At 68.4% G+C, this 17,980-nt stretch carries 12 protein-coding genes; 9 read left to right on the forward strand and 3 right to left on the reverse strand.

What is annotated here, in order from left to right; genetic code table 11:
- Positions 1-75 precede the first annotated feature (75 nt).
- Together AC5RU7_RS19660 and glpK are read left to right on the forward strand one after the other, a co-directional pair.
- Complete coding sequence (locus AC5RU7_RS19660) at positions 76-1,905, forward strand: glycerol-3-phosphate dehydrogenase/oxidase (protein WP_494053654.1); 1,830 nt, start codon at positions 76-78, stop codon at positions 1,903-1,905.
- A gap of 49 nt (positions 1,906-1,954) precedes the next feature.
- A complete protein-coding gene (glpK, locus tag AC5RU7_RS19665; protein WP_494053655.1) occupies positions 1,955-3,469 on the forward strand; it encodes a glycerol kinase GlpK in 1,515 nt (504 codons plus the stop codon).
- A 29-nt stretch (positions 3,470-3,498) separates the two neighbouring features.
- Here the strand turns inward: glpK and AC5RU7_RS19670 are convergent, their stop codons facing one another.
- Positions 3,499-5,763: a PEP/pyruvate-binding domain-containing protein gene (locus tag AC5RU7_RS19670; RefSeq protein WP_494053656.1), complete on the reverse strand. Its 2,265-nt coding sequence runs from the start codon at positions 5,761-5,763 to the stop codon at positions 3,499-3,501.
- 291 nt (positions 5,764-6,054) lie between these two features.
- Between AC5RU7_RS19670 and leuS the strand changes: the two genes are divergently transcribed.
- The 5 genes from leuS (at position 6,055) to holA (ending at position 13,553) form a co-directional block, all read left to right on the forward strand.
- Positions 6,055-8,577 (forward strand): leucine--tRNA ligase, encoded by a 2,523-nt coding sequence (gene leuS / locus AC5RU7_RS19675; RefSeq protein WP_494053657.1) that lies wholly within the window; start codon positions 6,055-6,057, stop codon positions 8,575-8,577.
- A gap of 62 nt (positions 8,578-8,639) precedes the next feature.
- Positions 8,640-9,620 (forward strand): DegV family protein, encoded by a 981-nt coding sequence (locus AC5RU7_RS19680; protein WP_494053658.1) that lies wholly within the window; start codon positions 8,640-8,642, stop codon positions 9,618-9,620.
- Positions 9,621-9,682: 62 nt separating this feature from the next.
- A complete protein-coding gene (locus tag AC5RU7_RS19685) occupies positions 9,683-10,591 on the forward strand; it encodes a ComEA family DNA-binding protein (RefSeq protein WP_494053659.1) in 909 nt (302 codons plus the stop codon).
- A gap of 77 nt (positions 10,592-10,668) precedes the next feature.
- A complete protein-coding gene (locus AC5RU7_RS19690; RefSeq protein WP_494053660.1) occupies positions 10,669-12,753 on the forward strand; it encodes a ComEC/Rec2 family competence protein in 2,085 nt (694 codons plus the stop codon).
- On the forward strand, positions 12,660-13,553 hold the full coding sequence (holA, locus tag AC5RU7_RS19695) for a DNA polymerase III subunit delta (RefSeq protein ID WP_494053661.1): 894 nt from the start codon (positions 12,660-12,662) through the stop codon (positions 13,551-13,553). Before AC5RU7_RS19690 ends, holA begins: the two co-directional genes overlap by 94 nt.
- Positions 13,554-13,636: 83 nt before the next feature.
- Here holA and rpsT read toward each other — a convergent pair whose 3' ends face one another.
- Both rpsT and AC5RU7_RS19705 read right to left on the reverse strand, forming a co-directional pair.
- Entirely contained in the window at positions 13,637-13,897 is a 261-nt protein-coding gene (rpsT, locus tag AC5RU7_RS19700; protein WP_494009232.1) for a 30S ribosomal protein S20, read from the reverse strand.
- Between the two features lie 168 nt (positions 13,898-14,065).
- A complete protein-coding gene (locus AC5RU7_RS19705; protein ID WP_494053662.1) occupies positions 14,066-14,605 on the reverse strand; it encodes a type II toxin-antitoxin system PemK/MazF family toxin in 540 nt (179 codons plus the stop codon).
- Between the two features lie 179 nt (positions 14,606-14,784).
- On the opposite strand from AC5RU7_RS19705, the gene lepA reads away from it, so the two are divergent.
- A complete protein-coding gene (gene lepA, locus AC5RU7_RS19710) occupies positions 14,785-16,638 on the forward strand; it encodes a translation elongation factor 4 (protein WP_009358806.1) in 1,854 nt (617 codons plus the stop codon).
- A 36-nt stretch (positions 16,639-16,674) separates the two neighbouring features.
- Positions 16,675-17,904 carry a radical SAM family heme chaperone HemW gene (gene hemW, locus AC5RU7_RS19715; RefSeq protein ID WP_494053663.1) on the forward strand — a complete coding sequence of 410 codons (1,230 nt, stop codon included), beginning with the start codon at positions 16,675-16,677 and terminating at the stop codon, positions 17,902-17,904.
- The last annotated feature ends 76 nt before the right edge of the window (positions 17,905-17,980 follow it).

Below are 17,980 nucleotides of genomic sequence, written 5' to 3' on the forward strand. Positions count from 1 at the left end.
AGTTCAACCATGGTTTGGGAACGGCGGCGCCAGCGTCCGGCGGCCGCGCATCAGGAAAAGTCACCAGGAGTAGTTGTGGGAGCCACAGAGCCAACCGTCCATCCATCCGCGCCGCGGCAGTCCGCCGAAGCGCCGAAGCCGGGGGCGGAACGAAGCCCGGTGCACAACCTGAGGCGGCGTCCGCATGCGAAAGTGCTGGTGGTGGGTGGCGGCATCAACGGTGTGGGCACATTCCGCGACTTGGCCCTGCAGGGCGTTGACGTGGCACTCGTGGAACGCGGTGACTACTGCCAGGGTGCCAGCGGCGCTTCATCGCACATGATCCATGGCGGCATCCGCTACCTGGAAAACGGCGAGTTCCGCCTGGTCCGGGAGTCGGTAGTTGAGCGCAACAGGCTGCTCCGGATTGCGCCGCACTACGTCAAGCCGCTGCAGACCACCATTCCGATCTTCAGCACGTTCTCCGGCGTCCTGGCTGCGCCCCTGCGCTTCCTCACGCACAAGCAGCAGGGCAGGCCCACGGAGCGCGGCGCCTTCCTGATCAAGCTCGGCCTGAGCCTCTACGATTCCTTTTCGCGGGCCGGCGGCACAGTGCCCCGGCACCGGTTCCTGGACCGCAAGCGTGCTCTGGCGGAGATCCCCGCGTTGCGGCCCGACATCAAATACACGGCCACCTACTTCGACGCGTCCGTGCACAATCCCGAGCGACTCACCCTCGACGTGCTGCAGGACGGCGAACTGGCCGGCCGGACGGGCACTGCACCGGGGCAAGGGGACACTGCCCGGGCCAGCAACTACGTGTCACTGCAGTCCGTGACGTCCCGGCCCAACCCCGGAACCGGCAGGGGGAGCACCGTCCGGCTCCGGGACGAACTGACAGGGGAGGAATTCGACTTCACCGCCGACGTCATCGTCAACACCACCGGCGCCTGGGTTGACCTGACCAACCAGGCGATGGGCTCTGCCTCGTCCTTCATGGGCGGCACCAAGGGCTCGCACATCGTGCTGGACAACCCCGCCCTGCTCGAGGCCTGCCGGGGCCGGGAGATCTTCTTCGAGCACACGGATGGCCGCATCGTCCTGATCTACCCGATGGGTGACCGCGTGCTGGTGGGCACCACCGACGTGGATGCCAACATGGCCGAGGACGCCGTCTGCACCGACGAGGAAATCTCTTACTTCTTCGACCTCATCGGGCACGTGTTCCCCTCGGTCCCGGTGACCCGCGGACAGATCGTCTACACCTTTTCCGGCGTGCGGCCCCTGCCCCGGCATGACGCCACCCAGCCGGGCTTCGTCTCCCGCGACTACCGGGTCGAGCGCCGCGGTCCGGCAGCCGACGGGACGGGCGCCGTCGTCCTGAGCCTGGTTGGCGGCAAGTGGACCACATTCCGTGCCCTCGCCGAGCACCTGGCCGACGACGTCCTGGCCGAGCTGGGCAAGGGCCGCAAAGTGAATACGGCCCAGCTGCCCATCGGCGGCGGTGCGGGCTTCCCCGCCGACGAGGCCGGCGTCCAGCAGTGGATCAAGGCGCACATGGCCCCCGGCCGGGACGCGGACCGCACCGCCGGGCTCCTGACTCGCTACGGCACGCGCGCGGAGGCGGTCATGGAGTACCTCGACGCCGGCGAGGACCGGCTGCTGCACTCCACCCGCGAGCTGAGCGTGCGGGAACTCGAGTTCATGGGCGCCCACGAGCAGGTGGGCCACCTGGTGGACGTCCTCATCCGGCGGACCTCCCTCGCGTTCCGCGGGCTCGTCACGGGTGAACTGCTCAACGAGGTGGCAGAAGTGCTCGCTGTTCCGCTTGGATGGGATGCAGCAGCCCGGAAAGCGGAAATCCTCCACGCGCAGGACGTGCTGAAGCGCTTCCACCGGGTGGAAACGCCCAGCCTGGTGGCGTAAGGGGACCCCGCCGCCATCCACCGCCACCAACCCGACAAGGACGTCATCCATGAACCAGTACATTCTCGCCATCGACCAGGGCACCACCAGCACCCGCGCCATCATCTTCGACCATTCCGGCGGCATTGTCTCCTCGGGGCAGATGGAGCACGAACAGATCTTCCCGCAGGCGGGCTGGGTGGAACACGACCCGGCGGAAATCTGGAACAACACCCGGGAAGTCGTTGCCTCCGCCCTGTCCAAGGCGAACCTGACGCGGCACGACATTGCCGCCGTCGGCATCACCAACCAGCGCGAAACCGCCGTGGTGTGGGACAAGACCACCGGTGAGCCGGTTTACAACGCGATCGTGTGGCAGGACACCCGGACACAGGACATCGTGGATGAACTGTCCCGGGACGGCGGAAGCGACCGCTTCAAGCAGAAGGTCGGCCTGCCGCTGGCCACCTACTTCTCGGGCACCAAGATCAAGTGGATCCTGGACAATGTGGCGGGGGCCCGCGAACGTGCCGAAGCCGGCAACCTGCTCTTCGGCAACACTGACGCCTGGGTGCTGTGGAACCTGACCGGCGGCGTGGACGGCGGTGTCCACGCCACGGACGTCACCAACGCCTCCCGCACGCTGTTCATGGACCTGGAGACCCTGCGGTGGGACGAGGACATCCTGAAGATCTTCGGCGTGCCGCGCAGCATGATGCCCGGCATCAAGTCCTCCTCCGAGGTGTACGGCCACGTCCACACCTCCCAGCTGCTTCGGGAAACCCCGGTGGCCGGGATCCTCGGAGACCAGCAGGCGGCCACCTTCGGCCAGGCGGCCTTCGAAACCGGCGGCGCAAAGAACACGTACGGGACGGGCTGCTTCCTGATTTTCAATACCGGCGGGGAGATTGTCCACTCCAGGAATGGGCTCCTCACCACGGTCGGCTACAAACTGGGGGATGCCGCCCCGCAGTACGCCCTCGAAGGGTCCATCGCCGTCGCCGGGTCGCTTATCCAGTGGCTGCGCGACAACCTGGGCATGATCAGCAGCGCACCCGAGGTGGAAACCCTGGCGGCCTCCGTCAAGGACAACGGCGGCGTCTACATCGTTCCGGCGTTCTCGGGCCTGTTCGCCCCCCACTGGCGCCCGGATGCCCGCGGCGCCATCGTGGGCCTGACCCGCTTCGTCAACAAGAACCACATCGCCCGTGCCGCGCTGGAAGCCACCGCCTTCCAGACCCGCGAGGTGCTGGACGCCGTCAACGCTGACTCGGGGGTTCCCCTCACTGAGCTCAAGGTCGACGGCGGCATGGTGGCCAATGACGCACTGATGCAGTTCCAGGCGGACATCCTGGGTGTCCCCGTCATCCGTCCCAGGGTCATCGAGACCACGGCGCTCGGGGCGGCCTACGCGGCCGGCCTTGCGGTTGGGTTCTGGAAGGACCTGGGCGAGCTGTCAGCCAACTGGTCGGAGGACAAGCGCTGGGAGCCGCAGCTCGACGCGGCTGAGCGGGACCGGCAGATGCGCCTCTGGCGGAAAGCCGTCACCAAGTCCATTGACTGGGTGGACGAGGATGTGAAGTAGCCCTTTCCGGAGCGGGACCGGCCCCGGGCTCAGCCTGCGCCAGTTTCCACAATGCCTTTGCTGCCATCCACCGTGACCCATTGGCCGGTGTGCAGGACCTGGGTGGCGTTGCCGGTGCCCACTACGGCCGGTATACCGTACTCCCGCGCCACCAGTGAGGCATGCGCGGCGAGGTTGCCCGTATCCGTGACGACGGCGGCGGCGCCGGCGAAGAGCGGAGTCCAGGCAGGTGCCGTTGCCCTGGCCACCAGGATTTCGCCCGGCCGGAATCCCGCGAAGTCGGCCGGACCCGTAACCAGCCGCACCTGTCCACGGGCTCGGCCAGGGCTTGCCGGGTGCCCGCTCAGAGCACCGGCGGGAAGGGCGCGTTCCGTCCGGGCTTTGTTGGCTATCCGGTCAAATGAGTTGCCCAGCAGGGGCAAGGTGCCCAACGTGAGCGGCGCGTCGAGTTTCCGCTGCCGCAGCCAGTCATCCCGGCGCCGGGACACATCTGTGTGCCGGGGCGGTCCGCCGGTCCGAAGCTCCCGCCGGGTGAGGAAATAGACGTCCTCCGGGTCGCTGATGATTCCGGCCTGCTGCAGGGTTGTGCCTATTCGCCCAGCGCACCGGCGCAGCAGCGGCCAGCCCAGTGTGAAGTCGCGGGCCTGTTCCTCCCGCAGCAGGGCATAATGCTGTGCAACGGCCAGGAGGGTGTCGAAACGGCGCAGGAGGCGGGTTCCCGCCAGGATCCGACGGCAGGCAGCCTCTGCCGCCCGGCGCCGGTCCACGGCACTGGAGGAAACGTGGTGTCCGCCGGAGACCGACGCCGCCGGCGCTTCCGGCTCCTCACCCGCCGTCCTGTGGAACCAGTCAATGCTGTACACGGCATGGGGCACCTGGGGCGGGGCGGACGGGAGCAGCCCGCCGAGCAGTACCTGGTAGCCCTCAGCCCCGGATGCCCCACGGACCGCGCGCGCCAAAGCGCCGGCCAGATGCCGCCGCCAGAAGCGGGCGAGGGCCATCTCCATCTTCCAGGCGGCGCCGCCGGTAACTGAGAAATACCAGAGGTAGGCGCCCGCCGCGTCCACCACCTGCTCCACCTGGCCGATGATGTCCGGAAGGCCGGCCGCATCGCCGTCCTCCGGCTGTCCCTCCGCCAGGCGGCGGTAGGCGGGGAGGCACACGGTCCGCCATTCGTGCTCCAGGCTTCGCAGGACAGCGCGGTCGGCACCGGGCGGGTCCAGCATGGGACGGACGACGCAGTTGAAGATGTAGGGCAGCGAGCGCGGCGTCCCGCCAAACAGCAGGTGGGGGAGCACCCCGGGCGTGGGCGGAGCAACGTAGTACCAGCCGTTGACCGTTGCGTGTTTCATCGGCACCTGGACACCGGTGGAGTGGGCCACGGCCCGGTTGTACGCGGCATCCAGGGATGGCACCAGCCAGTCCATGAAGAGCGGGGTGACCGGTTCGGGAAGCCATTCGCCCAGCCGGAAGTTGCGTATCCACACACCGTTTCCCGGCCGCTGCCAGGCCACCGGTTCCGGAACGGCGGTCATCGGCCGCGCCTGCACAAGCTGGACTTGGCCGGACCTGTCCAACGCCCACTCAACATCCTGGGGAGCACCGAAGTACCCGGCGACTCTTTGCGCCGCGGCCGCCACCGCCGTCGCGCCTTCTGCCGTCAGGACGCCTCCGCCGCGGGTGCACGTGGCGCTGCCGTTCCGGACTGTCCATCCTTCTCCGCCCTCGGAACCGGAGACGAGCCCTTCAGCGAGCCCCGGTACAGCGGAAATGACAGTCTCGTCCCGGGCTCCGGTCAGTGGATTGGCGGAGAACGCGACACCCGCCGCTATGGGCTCCACCATCTGCTGGACCAGCACGGCCATGGTCCCGCTGCCCGTCTGGCCGCGGGACTCCTGGTACGCCCGCACCCTGCCGGCCTCCGCCGACTGGAAGCAGCGGGCGACCGCAGTATCGAGGCCTGCCGGATCAACATTGAGGTAACTTTCGTACATGCCGGCGTAGGAAGCGCCCGGCAGGTCTTCCGCGGTGGCGGAGGAGCGGACGGCATAGGGGCCGGGGCCAGCCGCCCGGGCAGCGTCCTGCAACAGGCGCAACCAGTCGCTGCGCCCCGAGGCGTCATCAAACGCGGCACGGGTCACCACGAATCCGGGCGGCACCGGGAATCCTGCCCTCCGCAGCCGGGCCAGGGCGGCGGCCTTGCCGCCCACAACATCCCGCTGGAGGGCGGCTGCCCCGCCAAGCCGGGGAAAGCGGCCTTCCGTTCCCGCGGCCTTCTCCGCAGCATTATGCATGGCGTCACCTGCCGGATCGGGGCCCGGACGGGCCGGCTCCAGTCTAGTGACGGGCAACCGGCCGGGTACAGCCCCCTTCAGCCCCGGCTCCCGCAGGTGCGCTAAAGTAGTTCCATGCGTGCGATCCTTCTGCTTAGCTAGCCGCCGGCTGTCCGACATGACGGACGGCTGAGCGGCAGCCCCTCCATGGCGAGGGGCTTTTGTGTGTCCGGGAGGATTTCCCGGGCCGCTGCGGGAGGATCAGGCCGTTATGGCAGCACAAGTGCCGTAACAGAACAGAAGAGGGCAGCAGTGGGCGTTCAGCCGGAGACAGAGACCGGAGCAGCAGTGGCAGCGGAAGCGCCCGAGGAGGGCACGTACAGCTTCCCGGCCATGGAGGCCAAGTGGCCGCAGGTGTGGGAGGACCTGAAGGTCTTCACCCCTGTCGACGACGGATCGCGGGAGCGGCGGTACGTGCTGGACATGTTCCCCTACCCGTCCGGCGACCTGCACATGGGCCATGCCGAGGCGTTCGCGATGGGCGACGTCGTGGCCCGCTACCTCCGCCAGCAGGGCTATGACGTGCTGCATCCGATCGGCTGGGACTCCTTCGGCCTGCCGGCGGAGAACGCCGCAATCAAGCGGAACGCCCATCCCAGCGAGTGGACGTACGCGAACATCGACACGCAGGCCGCGTCCTTCAAGCGTTACGCCATCTCCGCCGACTGGTCCCGCCGGCTGCACACCTCGGATCCCGAGTACTACCGCTGGACCCAGTGGCTCTTCAAGCGCTTCTACGAGCGCGGCCTGGCTTACCGGAAGAACTCGCCGGTCAACTGGTGCCCCAAGGACCAGACCGTCCTGGCCAATGAGCAGGTCGTCAACGGCGCCTGCGAGCGCTGCGGCACCACTGTCACCAAGAAGTCCCTGAACCAGTGGTACTTCAAGATCACAGATTACGCCGACCGGCTGCTCGACGACATGGAACAGCTCCGGGGCCACTGGCCCGAACGGGTACTGGCCATGCAGAAGAACTGGATCGGCCGGTCCGAGGGTGCCCACGTCAACTTCGTGATCGAGGCCGACGGCGGCAAGCCCGCCAAGGAGGTCACGGTCTTCACCACCCGCCCGGACACCCTGTACGGTGCCACTTTCTTCGTGGTGGCCGCTGACGCGCCGCTCGCCGTCGAACTCGTGACAGAGGAACACGCGGCAGCGCTGGACGAGTACCGTGAACAGGTCAAGGCACTGTCGGAGATCGAGCGCCAGTCCACCGAACGCGAAAAGACCGGTGTCTTCACCGGCCGGTACGCCATCAACCCGCTGAACGGGGAAAAGCTGCCCGTCTGGGCCGCCGACTACGTCCTGGCCGACTACGGCACCGGCGCCATCATGGCCGTTCCCGCCCACGACCAGCGCGACCTCGACTTCGCCCGCACCTTCGACCTGCCCGTACGCGCGGTCCTGGACACCGGCGAGGAGGACCCCGCCGTGTCCGGCACCGCCACCGCCGGCGAAGGCACCCTGATCAACTCCGGAGAGCTGGACGGGCTGCCCAAGGCTGAGGCCATCCCCGCCGCCATCGCCATCCTGGAGCGGCAGGGGACCGGCGAGAAGTTCGTGAACTTCCGGCTCCGCGACTGGCTCCTGAGCCGGCAGCGGTTCTGGGGCACGCCCATCCCCATCATCCATTGCCCGTCCTGCGGGGAGGTGCCCGTCCCGGACGAGCAGCTGCCCGTCACGCTGCCCTCGGACCTGCGCGGTGAGGACCTGGCCCCGAAGGGCACCTCGCCCCTGGCCGCCGCCGAAGCCTGGGTCAATGTCGAGTGCCCGTCCTGCCACGGACCTGCCAAGCGCGACACCGACACCATGGACACCTTCGTGGACTCGTCCTGGTACTTCCTGCGGTTCGTCTCGCCGCACTACACCGAGGGCCCGTTCGATCCGCAGAAGATCAACGACTGGATGCCCGTGGGGCAGTACGTCGGCGGCGTGGAGCACGCCATCCTGCACCTGCTGTACGCCCGCTTCTTCACCAAGGTCATCAACGACCTCGGAATGATCGAGGCCAACGAGCCGTTCAGCGCCCTCCTGAACCAGGGCCAGGTGCTCAACGGCGGCAAGGCCATGAGCAAGTCGCTGGGCAACGGCGTGGACCTGGGTGAGCAGTTGGATAAGTACGGCGTGGACGCCGTCCGCCTCACCATGATCTTCGCCTCCCCGCCGGAGGACGACGTGGACTGGGCCGACGTGTCCCCGTCCGGTTCCGCGAAGTTCCTGGCCCGCGCCTGGCGCCTGGCGCAGGATGTCTCCAGCGCTCCCGGCACCGACTTCGGCACCGGGGACCGGGCGCTGCGTTCCGTCACGCACCGCACCATCGCGGACGCCGCCGAACTGCTGGATGCCAACAAGTTCAATGTCGTGGTGGCCAAGCTGATGGAACTGGTCAACGCCACCCGCAAGGCCATCGACTCCGGTGCTGGCGGCGCCGATCCGGCCGTCCGTGAAGCCGCCGAGGCAGTGGCCGTCATCCTCAGCCTCTTCGCGCCCTACACCGCCGAAGACATGTGGAACGTGCTGGGCCACCCCGCATCCGTGGCCAACGCCGGCTGGCCGGCCCATGACCCCGCGCTCCTGGTCCAGGCGACGGTCACCGCCGTCGTCCAGGTCCAGGGCAAGGTGCGGGACAGGCTGGAAGTCTCCCCGGACATTTCCGAGGACGAACTCCGTGAACTGGCGCTGGCCTCGGAAAACGTCCAGCGCGCCATGGACGGCCGCGGCATCCGCACGGTTATTGTCCGGGCACCTAAACTGGTCAACATCGTCCCGGCCTAGAGGCAGGCCGGACCCGGCCACCGGACAACTCCGGTGGCCGGCCAGTGACACCAGGAGGCCCCTTGCCCGACAGCTCCGCCGCCGGCTGGCCCTGGTTCCGGGCCCGCCTGGCAGGTTTACGCCCCGCACCCAAGCCCGGAGCCGCCGTCGTCCGCACCGCAGTGGTGACGGACTCCGCCGCAGCCCTGCCGGAGCCCTGGGCGGCCGGGCTCAAGGCAGACGGACTGCTCACCGTCATCCCCATGCCCGTCATGGTGGGAGGGGACATCTATGGCGAGGGTGAAGACGACATCCGGGAAACCATAGCGCTGGCCCTGGCCGCGGGGACGCCGGTCAAGACGTCCCGCCCCTCGCCCGGACAGTTCGAGCAGGCCTTCCGGGCGTCGCTGCGCCTGGGGTACGAAGAGATCGTCTCAATCCACATCTCCGGCGAGCTCTCCGGCACGGCGGATGCCGCCCGCCTGGCCGCCGCCCGGGTGGGAATCCCGGTGGAAGTGGTTGACTCGCGGACGGTGGGAATGGCGCTGGGCATGGCGGTCCAGGCCGGTGTTGCGGCTGCGGCCGGCGGCGCCGACGCGGTCAGTACTGCTTCCGCCGCGGCGGCCCAGGCCGGCCGGACCAAGGTCTATTTTTACGTTCCGAGCCTGGAGCAGCTCCGCCGCGGCGGCCGGATTGGCCCGGCCGCATCGTTGCTGGGCACGATGCTGGCCATCAAACCGATCCTTGCGGTGGAAAACGGCAGGATCGTACCTCTTGAGAAGGTGCGGTCGGCCGCCAGGGCGGTAGGCCGGCTGGAGGAGCTCGTCGCCGCCGAGGCGCTGGCCCAGCCCGGGCAGGCGGTCCGGCTGGCGGTACACCATTTCGGGAACCCGGAGGAAGCCGAAGGCCTTGCGGCCAGGCTGGCAGCCGCGCTACCGCAGTGTCCGCCGGCGCAGATCAGCTCACTCCCGGCAGTGCTGGCGGCGCACGCCGGTCTGGGTGTCCTGGCCGTTATCGTTGGCCGCGACGCTGCCGCCGGCGCGTTTGGACCCCAGGCTCCCTAGCCTGTCCACATAGCACCTTTCGGGCCTGTTGCCCGGTGCGCGGATGTCCTTAGCGTGAAGCCATGTCACGCCGGGATGCTGGAGCAGCGGGACCTTCGGCGCGCCATGCCAGGGCCCGCCTGCAGGCAACCCTGGGAGGGCGGCAGGGGCTCCTGGCGGACGGGGGAGGGGAGCGGGACTTCGCGTATGGGGGGAGTGAAGAACCCCTGCCGGACCCTGTGGGCTTTGAAGACGGGCGTGGCGAAGGCGTTGGGGGGCCTGCCGGGCTGGCCCCCGCACTGCGCTGGCGGCTGGGGCTTCGGGTTGCGGTCCTGCTCGGCGTCCTTGCTGTCGCCGCCGGTGCGGTGTTCTGGTGGCAGGCCGCGTCCGGCCGTCCGCAGATCCTGCCGCTTGCCGGGATCAGCGCGGGCCCGCCGGCGGAAAGCGGATCCCAGGACGGGGACGGGGACGGTGGGGACGCCGGGGAGGTCGCGGAGGCCCTGCCGCAGGTGACTAAGCCTGCGGGAAGCTCCGCCGGCCCGGTAGTGGTCCATGTGGCCGGTGCGGTGGCCGCGCCCGGCGTGGTGACCCTGCCGGCAGGGAGCCGTGTCCATGACGCCATCGGCGCTACGGGCGGCGGAACACCCGACGCCGATCTCAACCGCCTCAACCTGGCACTGGTCGTCGAGGACGGACAAAAGATCCATGTTCCCCGGCAGGGTGAAGCCACGCCGCCGTTGGCGGAGTCCGCCGGACCGGCCGGTGCAGTGGGCACCGGTGGCGGGCCGGGGTCCGGCGGTGCGAAGGTCAACCTCAACACCGCGGGGGCGGCCGAGCTTGACACCCTGCCCAAGGTGGGGCCGGTGCTCGCACAGCGGATCGTGGACTGGCGGGCGGACCACGGTCCCTTCAAGACCGCGGAGGAGCTTGACGCGGTGGACGGTGTGGGCCCCAAGTTGCTTGAGGCCTTGCTGCCGCTGGTGACGGTGTGACGTGCCGCAGCAGGTGAACGGGCATCCTGATGGGTGAAGGGGGAGCAGGGCGAAAGGCCAGTCCGTGGAGCCGTTACGTGGACTCCGCCGTCAGCGGCGCGCAGGGAGCAGGCGCCGGTTATGGCGTCAACGGGCCGAACGTGGAGGACAGCAGGAAACGGCCCGTCTCCGGCACATACTCAGGCCGCATGGACGCAATCCGGGACGGGCTTGCCCTGCCTAAGCCGAGGGGCGGCGCTGCACCAGGCGATGGAGCCGGCAGCGACGACGCCGGCACCGGATCCCCGGGCCGCCGTACGGATCTCCGCCTTGCCCTTCCTGCCGCCATGGTCTGGGGCGCTTCCCTTGCCGGCCTGTGGTTGACGCCTGCTGCCCTGGCCGTGCTCTGTGTGGTTTTGGCGGCCCTCGGCGTGCTGCTGCTGGTGCGGCTCCGCCGGCGGACACCCGCCGTGCATCCGCTGGGCCGGCGCAGCTTCCGGGCCACCACTGCCATTGCCCTCCTGCTCGCCGCCGCCGCTGCAGCCCATTCCTCCGTGGCGTCCAGCCAGCGTTTTGATGGCCCGCTCGCCGAGGCTATCGCCGAGGGGAGGTCTGTGGTCGCGCTGGTGGAGGTGGCCGGGACGCCCCGTCCGCTGAGCAGGCCCGGGCAGGCAGGTCCGCCCGAACGGTGGTCCGTGCCCGTCCTGACCCGGGAAGTCGCCACTGGGGGCGTGGTGCTGCGCACCCGGGCGCAGCTGGTGGTCATGGGTGGTGGCACCTGGGGAACCCTGGTCCCGGGCCAAGCCGTCCGCGCCACCGGAAAACTGCGTCCGGCTGATCCAGGGCGGTATGAGGCCGGTACGCTGGCTGCCTCTTCCGCGCCGGGCCGGGCCGACGGCGGCTCCGGATTGGAGAGGGCGGCAAAGGACCTGCGGGTCCGGTTTGTCAGTGCTGCCGCGTTTCTGGCCCCTGATGCCGCAGGCCTTCTTCCGGGCATGGTCACAGGGGATACCAGCGCCTTGGACGAAGGACTGGAAAACGCCATGAAAGCCGTGGGCATGACCCACCTCACCGCTGTCTCCGGGGCCAACTGCAGCCTCGTCCTGGGTGCGCTGCTGCTTGCCTGCCGGAAAATGCGGATGCCGCGCGCGCCCGCCGCCGCCGCGGCCCTGGCCGGATTGGGGATGTTCGTAGTCCTCGTCGGCCCGGACCCCAGCGTCCTGCGGGCAGCCGTGATGGGAGCGGTGGCCGTGGCTGCCCTCTCCGCGGGCCGCTCCGGGCGGGGGCTGAGTTTCCTCTGCCTGGCGGTGACAGGGCTCCTGCTCGTCGACCCTGGGCTGGGCGGGAGCTTCGGGTTCCTGCTCTCCGTCCTGGCGACGCTGGGAATCATCGTCCTGGGCAGGCGGATCATTGACTGGACTCCCGCCGGCATTCCCCGGTGGGCGGCCGCCGCCGTGGCGGTTCCGCTGTCCGCCCAGCTGCTGTGCGGGCCCGTCATTGTCCTGCTGCAGCCCCAGTTTTCGACCTACTCGCTCCTGGCGAACGTGGCCGCATCACCTTTGGTGGCGCCGGTAACCTTGCTGGGAACCGCGGCGGTTCCCCTTGTTGCCCTGGCACCCTGGCCCGCCACGTTGCTCATCGCCGTGGCTGGAACGTTCAGTGCCGGCGTCGCGGGCATCGCACGGGTCAGCTCGCAGCTTCCGGGTGCCTCCCTTCCCTGGCCGGAAGGTTTAACCGGGCTGCTGTCCATGCTCCTGCTCTCGGTCCTCACCGCAGCTGCCACGTGGGCGGCGGCACGTCCCCGGGCCGTTGGGCGCCTTGCCCTCGCGGCTCACCGGACCACGGTTTCGCTTCTTGCGCTGCCGGAGCGCAAGTGGGCGGCCCCGCACCGGCAACACGGCTTTGACCACGGTGCAGGACATGGCAGGCTGGGATACTCCACAAAATATTCCGGAAGGGATCCCCGATGGCCGCTGCGCAAAAACGAGCAACCCGTCCGGCGGCGTCGAATGCTGCCGCCTGGCGCGATGCAGCCCCGGCACCCGTTGTCCTCATCACCGGCCCCGAGGAGTACCTGGGCATTCGGGCCATGGACAACATCCGGTCGCAGGTCCGGGCAACGTCTCCCGATGTGGAGGTCAGCCGGGTCGACGCCGCCGCCTACGAGGCCGGAAGCCTTCTAATGCTGGTCAGCCCCTCACTGTTCGGGGAAAGCAAACTAATCGAGGTCGAAGGCCTGGAAGCCATGAACGAGGCTTTCCTGGCCGACGCCCTGGCCTACCTCGGCCATCTGGAACCGGACGCCGTCCTGGTCCTGCGGCATGGCGGGGGAGCGCGCGGCAAGAAGCTCCTCGACGCCATCAAGAAGGGCGGCTGGCCGGTGGTGGACTGCCAGCCGCTCAAGAAGGACGCCGACAAGATGGCCTTCGTGTCCGCGGAGTTCAAAGCGGCCGGCCGGCGGATCGAGCAGGACGCGGTCCTGGCCCTGGTCAACGCGGTAGGGGCCAACCTTTCCGAACTGGCCGCTGCGTGCAGCCAGCTGATTTCCGATGCGGGAACCACCGTGACGTCTGAGGTGGTTGACCGGTACTACGGCGGCAGGATCGAGGCGACAGCATTCAAGGTGGCCGACGCTGCGATGGCCGGAAACGGGCCCCTGGCGCTTTCCACGCTCCGGCATGCCCTTGCCACGGGGGCCGATCCGGTTCCCTTGGTGGCTGCCCTGGCGGCCAAACTGCGCACGGTGGCCCGGGTGGCCGGCGCTTCCGGCTCCGCGACACAGATCGCCGCCGAACTGGGCATGCAGCCGTGGCTGGTGGAGCAGGCGCAGCGTGACGTCCGGCGGTGGACTCCGGAAGGGCTGGTCCGGTCCATCCAGGCCACGGCGGAGGCGGACGCACAGGTCAAGGGGCTCTCGCGTGACCCTGTGTTCGCCGTCGAGAATGCGGTCAGGATCATCGCAATGTCCGTGCAGGGCCGCTAAGTCCGCAGGCGGTACCGCTTAAAGGCGCGTGGCCGGTACCCGAGGGTACCGGCCACGATCATCAGTTCGGGGAACTGGAAACCTTACAGTGCGTTGACCTTCTTGGAGATCGCCGACTTGCGGTTTGCTGCGTTGTTCTTGTGCAGAACACCCTTGCTGACAGCCTTGTCCAGCTTGCGGCTGGCAACAACCAGGGCAGCAGCAGCTGCATCCTTGTCCGTGGACTCAACGGCGGTGTTGACGGCGCGGATGGCCGTCTTCAGCTCGGACTTGACTGCGTTGTTGCGCAGGCGTGCCTTCTCGTTGGTGAGGATGCGCTTCTTCTGGGACTTGATATTCGCCACGTGTGAACTCTCTTTTTAATGCGGAAATGGTCTAGAGGGCTTTCAGGCTGGCCATTGACTGAGCGGCGTGGGGATACCTATGGCGGCCAACCATCAGTGGCCGTCGACCTGCACGGACACACAGCTATAAAGAATAGCAGGTCAGCCGCCGGGCTGGCCATTCAAGGCCTACGTCCAGCCGTGTCGCGCGCGGAGCCCTGCGGCCACGGCGTCAAAGCGCTTGCGGTCCAGCACAGCGCCCTCCCGGCGGATGTCCGCCGGCCTGATTTGCAGGATGCGGTCCAGCCGGGCCTCGCTGGGCCTGGCCTGGCGGTCCCAGCCGCCCACGCCCAGGTCCACGTAGTCGGGGGATGCGGATGCTGCGGGCACCCGGTCCCTGCTGGTGAGCATCAGTCCCAGCAGGTACGGTCCGCTGCGTCCCACCAGCAGTACCGGGCGGTCTTTCCCGCGGGAGTGGTCCTCCTGGTACGGCACCCAGGTCCACACCACCTCGCCGGGGTCCGGATCGCCGTCGGGCTTGGGCGCATAGCTGACGACGGAGCGCCCGCGGAAATCCCCCGGGTAGCGGCTTGTGCCGGCAGGGGCAGCAGGCCCCCGGGCGTGGGAACGGGACGGCGCCAGGTTCTTGGACGAAGCGGGCCCGGTCGCACTTAGCAGCCGAAGCCCGCTCCGGACGGCGTTCGCCAGGGGACGGAGACTGAAAGGCATTCCGCCACCTTACAGCCGGGCCCTGCTGCGGGCACGACTGTAAACCCCCCAACGGGATGCGGTGCCACGCGCCCGGACGTGGGACACTTGAAGTTGACGATGTGCGGCTGGACCGCGGGAACCTGATCAAGGGTGCACCCGCCGGCAGCCGCGGAAATGCCAACAGTAAGGACCCCTGCGTGTCTCCCATGGCCCGCACCGCCCCGGTGCCCGCCGCGACAGATCCGGCCATCATTCGGAATTTCTGCATCATCGCGCACATTGACCACGGCAAGTCCACCCTGGCTGACCGCATGCTGCAGTCCACCGGAGTGGTGCAGGCACGCGACATGAAGGCCCAGTACCTGGACCGCATGGATATCGAGCGTGAACGCGGCATCACCATCAAGTCCCAGGCCGTCCGCATGCCCTGGGAAGTTGACGGCGTGAGCTACGCACTGAACATGATCGACACTCCCGGCCACGTGGACTTCACCTATGAGGTCTCCCGGTCGCTGGCGGCGTGCGAAGGTGCCGTCCTGCTGGTGGACGCGGCGCAGGGCATCGAGGCACAGACCCTCGCGAACCTCTACCTGGCGATGGAAAACGACCTAACCATCATTCCGGTGCTCAACAAGATCGACCTTCCGGCGGCGCAGCCAGAGAAGTACGCAGCGGAACTGGCCAATCTCATCGGCGGCGATCCGGAGGACGTCCTGCTGGTTTCGGGCAAGACCGGCGTGGGCGTCGAGGCCCTGCTGGACAAGATCGTCACCGACCTCCCGGCACCCGTGGGTGACGCCAACGCACCCGCCCGCGCCATGATCTTCGACTCCGTCTATGACACCTACCGCGGCGTGGTCACCTACGTGCGGGTGGTGGACGGCATGCTGCATCCGCGCGAGCGCATCCAGATGATGTCCACGAAGGCCTCGCACGAACTCCTGGAGATCGGAGTCAGCTCACCCGAGCCGACGCCTTCCAAGGGCCTGGGCGTCGGTGAGGTGGGCTACCTCATCACCGGCGTGAAGGACGTCCGCCAGTCCAAGGTAGGTGACACGGTCACCAACCTTGCCAAGCCGGCGTCGGAATCCCTCAGCGGCTACGCCGATCCGAAGCCCATGGTGTTCTCCGGGCTCTACCCGCTGGACGGAACCGATTATCCGGTGCTCCGCGACGCCCTGGACAAGCTCAAGCTCAATGACGCCGCACTGGTCTACGAGCCGGAAACCTCCGCCGCGCTGGGCTTCGGCTTCCGCGTGGGCTTCCTTGGCCTGCTGCACCTCGAGATCGTCCGGGAACGCCTGGAGCGTGAATTCAACCTGGACCTCATCTCCACGGCACCGAACGTGGTCTACGAGGTGACCCTCGAGGACAAGTCCGTCCTGACCGTCACCAACCCCAGCGAGTTCCCGGCCGGCAAGATCCGGGAAGTCCGGGAACCCATGGTGTCCGCCACCATCCTCGCCCCCAACGAGTTCGTGGGGGCCATCATGGAGCTGTGCCAGGGCCGCCGCGGCCAGATGAAGGGCATGGACTACCTCTCCGAGGACCGCGTGGAACTGCGGTACTGGATCCCTCTGGCGGAGATCGTTTTCGACTTCTTCGACATCCTCAAGTCCAAGACCCGCGGCTACGCGTCGCTGGACTGGAAGGCCGACGGCGAACAGGTGGCAGACCTCGTCAAGGTGGACATCCTGCTGCAGGGCGAACAGGTGGACGCCTTCAGTGCCATCACCCACAAGGACAAGGCCTACGCGTACGGCGTGATGATGACCGGCAAGCTGCGTGAGCTCATTCCGAGGCAGCAGTTCGAGGTCCCCATCCAGGCAGCCATCGGATCCAGGATCATCGCTCGCGAAAGCATCCGCGCCATCCGCAAGGACGTGCTCGCCAAGTGCTACGGCGGTGACATTTCGCGTAAGCGGAAGCTGCTGGAGAAGCAGAAGGAAGGCAAGAAGCGCATGAAGATGGTAGGCCGCGTAGAGGTTCCCCAGGAGGCCTTCATCGCCGCGCTGACCACCGACGAGTCCAAGGACAAGGCCAAGAAGTAGTGATGACAGTGGCCGCATCTATCACGGGCCGCAGCAATGCCTAGTGTTCTTCCCCTGGGCGACCCCGCGCCGTCGGACGGCCTGCTGCCCGCGCAGGCAGCCGAGGGCGCGGAGAGCCGTGCGTTTGGGCTGTATGTCCACATCCCCTTCTGCGCGGTGCGCTGCGGGTACTGCGACTTCAACACCTACACCGCCACCGAGCTCGGCGGCGGTGCGTCCCAGGACGCCTATGCCGGCACCGCCGCCTCCGAGGTGGCGTTTGCCGCCAGGGTGCTGGCCGGGTCCGGGCTTCCGGCGCGGAAGCTCAGCACTGTTTTCTTCGGCGGCGGGACGCCCACCCTGCTTCCCGCCGCCGATCTCGCCCGGATCCTTCGGGCGGCAATCGACGAGTGGGGCATTGAGGACGGCGCGGAGGTCACCACCGAAGCCAATCCGGACTCCGTGACTCCCGAGTCCCTCGCTGTCCTCAAGGCAGCGGGTTTCACGCGCGTTTCCTTTGGCATGCAGTCGGCGGTTCCGCACGTGCTCAAGGTCCTGGACCGGACGCATACCCCCAGCAGGGTTCCGCAGGTGGTGCAGTGGGCCAGGGAGGCCGGACTGGCCGTCAGCCTGGACCTGATCTACGGGACGCCGGGCGAATCCCTGGACGACTGGCGGTACTCCCTGGAGACCGCCCTGTCCTACCAGCCCGACCACATTAGCGCCTACGCGCTGATCGTGGAGGACGGCACCAAGCTCGCCGCGCAGATGCGGCGCGGGGAGGTCCCGGGTATCGACGACGACGACCACGCCGACAAGTACGAACTCGCCGACCAGCTGATCACCGCGGCCGGCCTGGGCTGGTACGAGGTCAGCAACTGGGCCCGCACACCGGAGCAGGCGTGCCGCCACAACCTCGCCTACTGGCGGGGGGACGACTGGTGGGGGATCGGCCCGGGCGCCCACTCCCATGTTGGTGGCGTCCGCTGGTGGAACGTCAAACATCCCACCGCCTATGCCGGCCGCCTGGCCCAGGGACTCTCACCGGCTGCCGGGCGGGAAACCCTTGACCCGGAAACCCGGAATGTCGAACGCATCATGCTGGAGGCTCGCCTCCAGGCGGGCCTTGAAGTGGCCACCCTGAGCGCTGTCGGACGCCACGAAATGGCAGGACTGATTGCCGACGGCCTGGTGGACCCGGCCGCGGCATTCCGCGGGAAACTCGTCCTCACCCTGAAGGGGCGCCTGCTCGCAGACGCGGTGGTCCGCCGGATCCTCCCGGACTAACCTGCCCGGATGGGCCCACGCCGGCGAGGGCCCCGGCGCGAGCTTGCGAGGGCTGGGAGCCGGTGGATGGGCCCAC

The sequence above is a fragment of the Arthrobacter sp. K410C genome, from assembly GCF_059090105.1.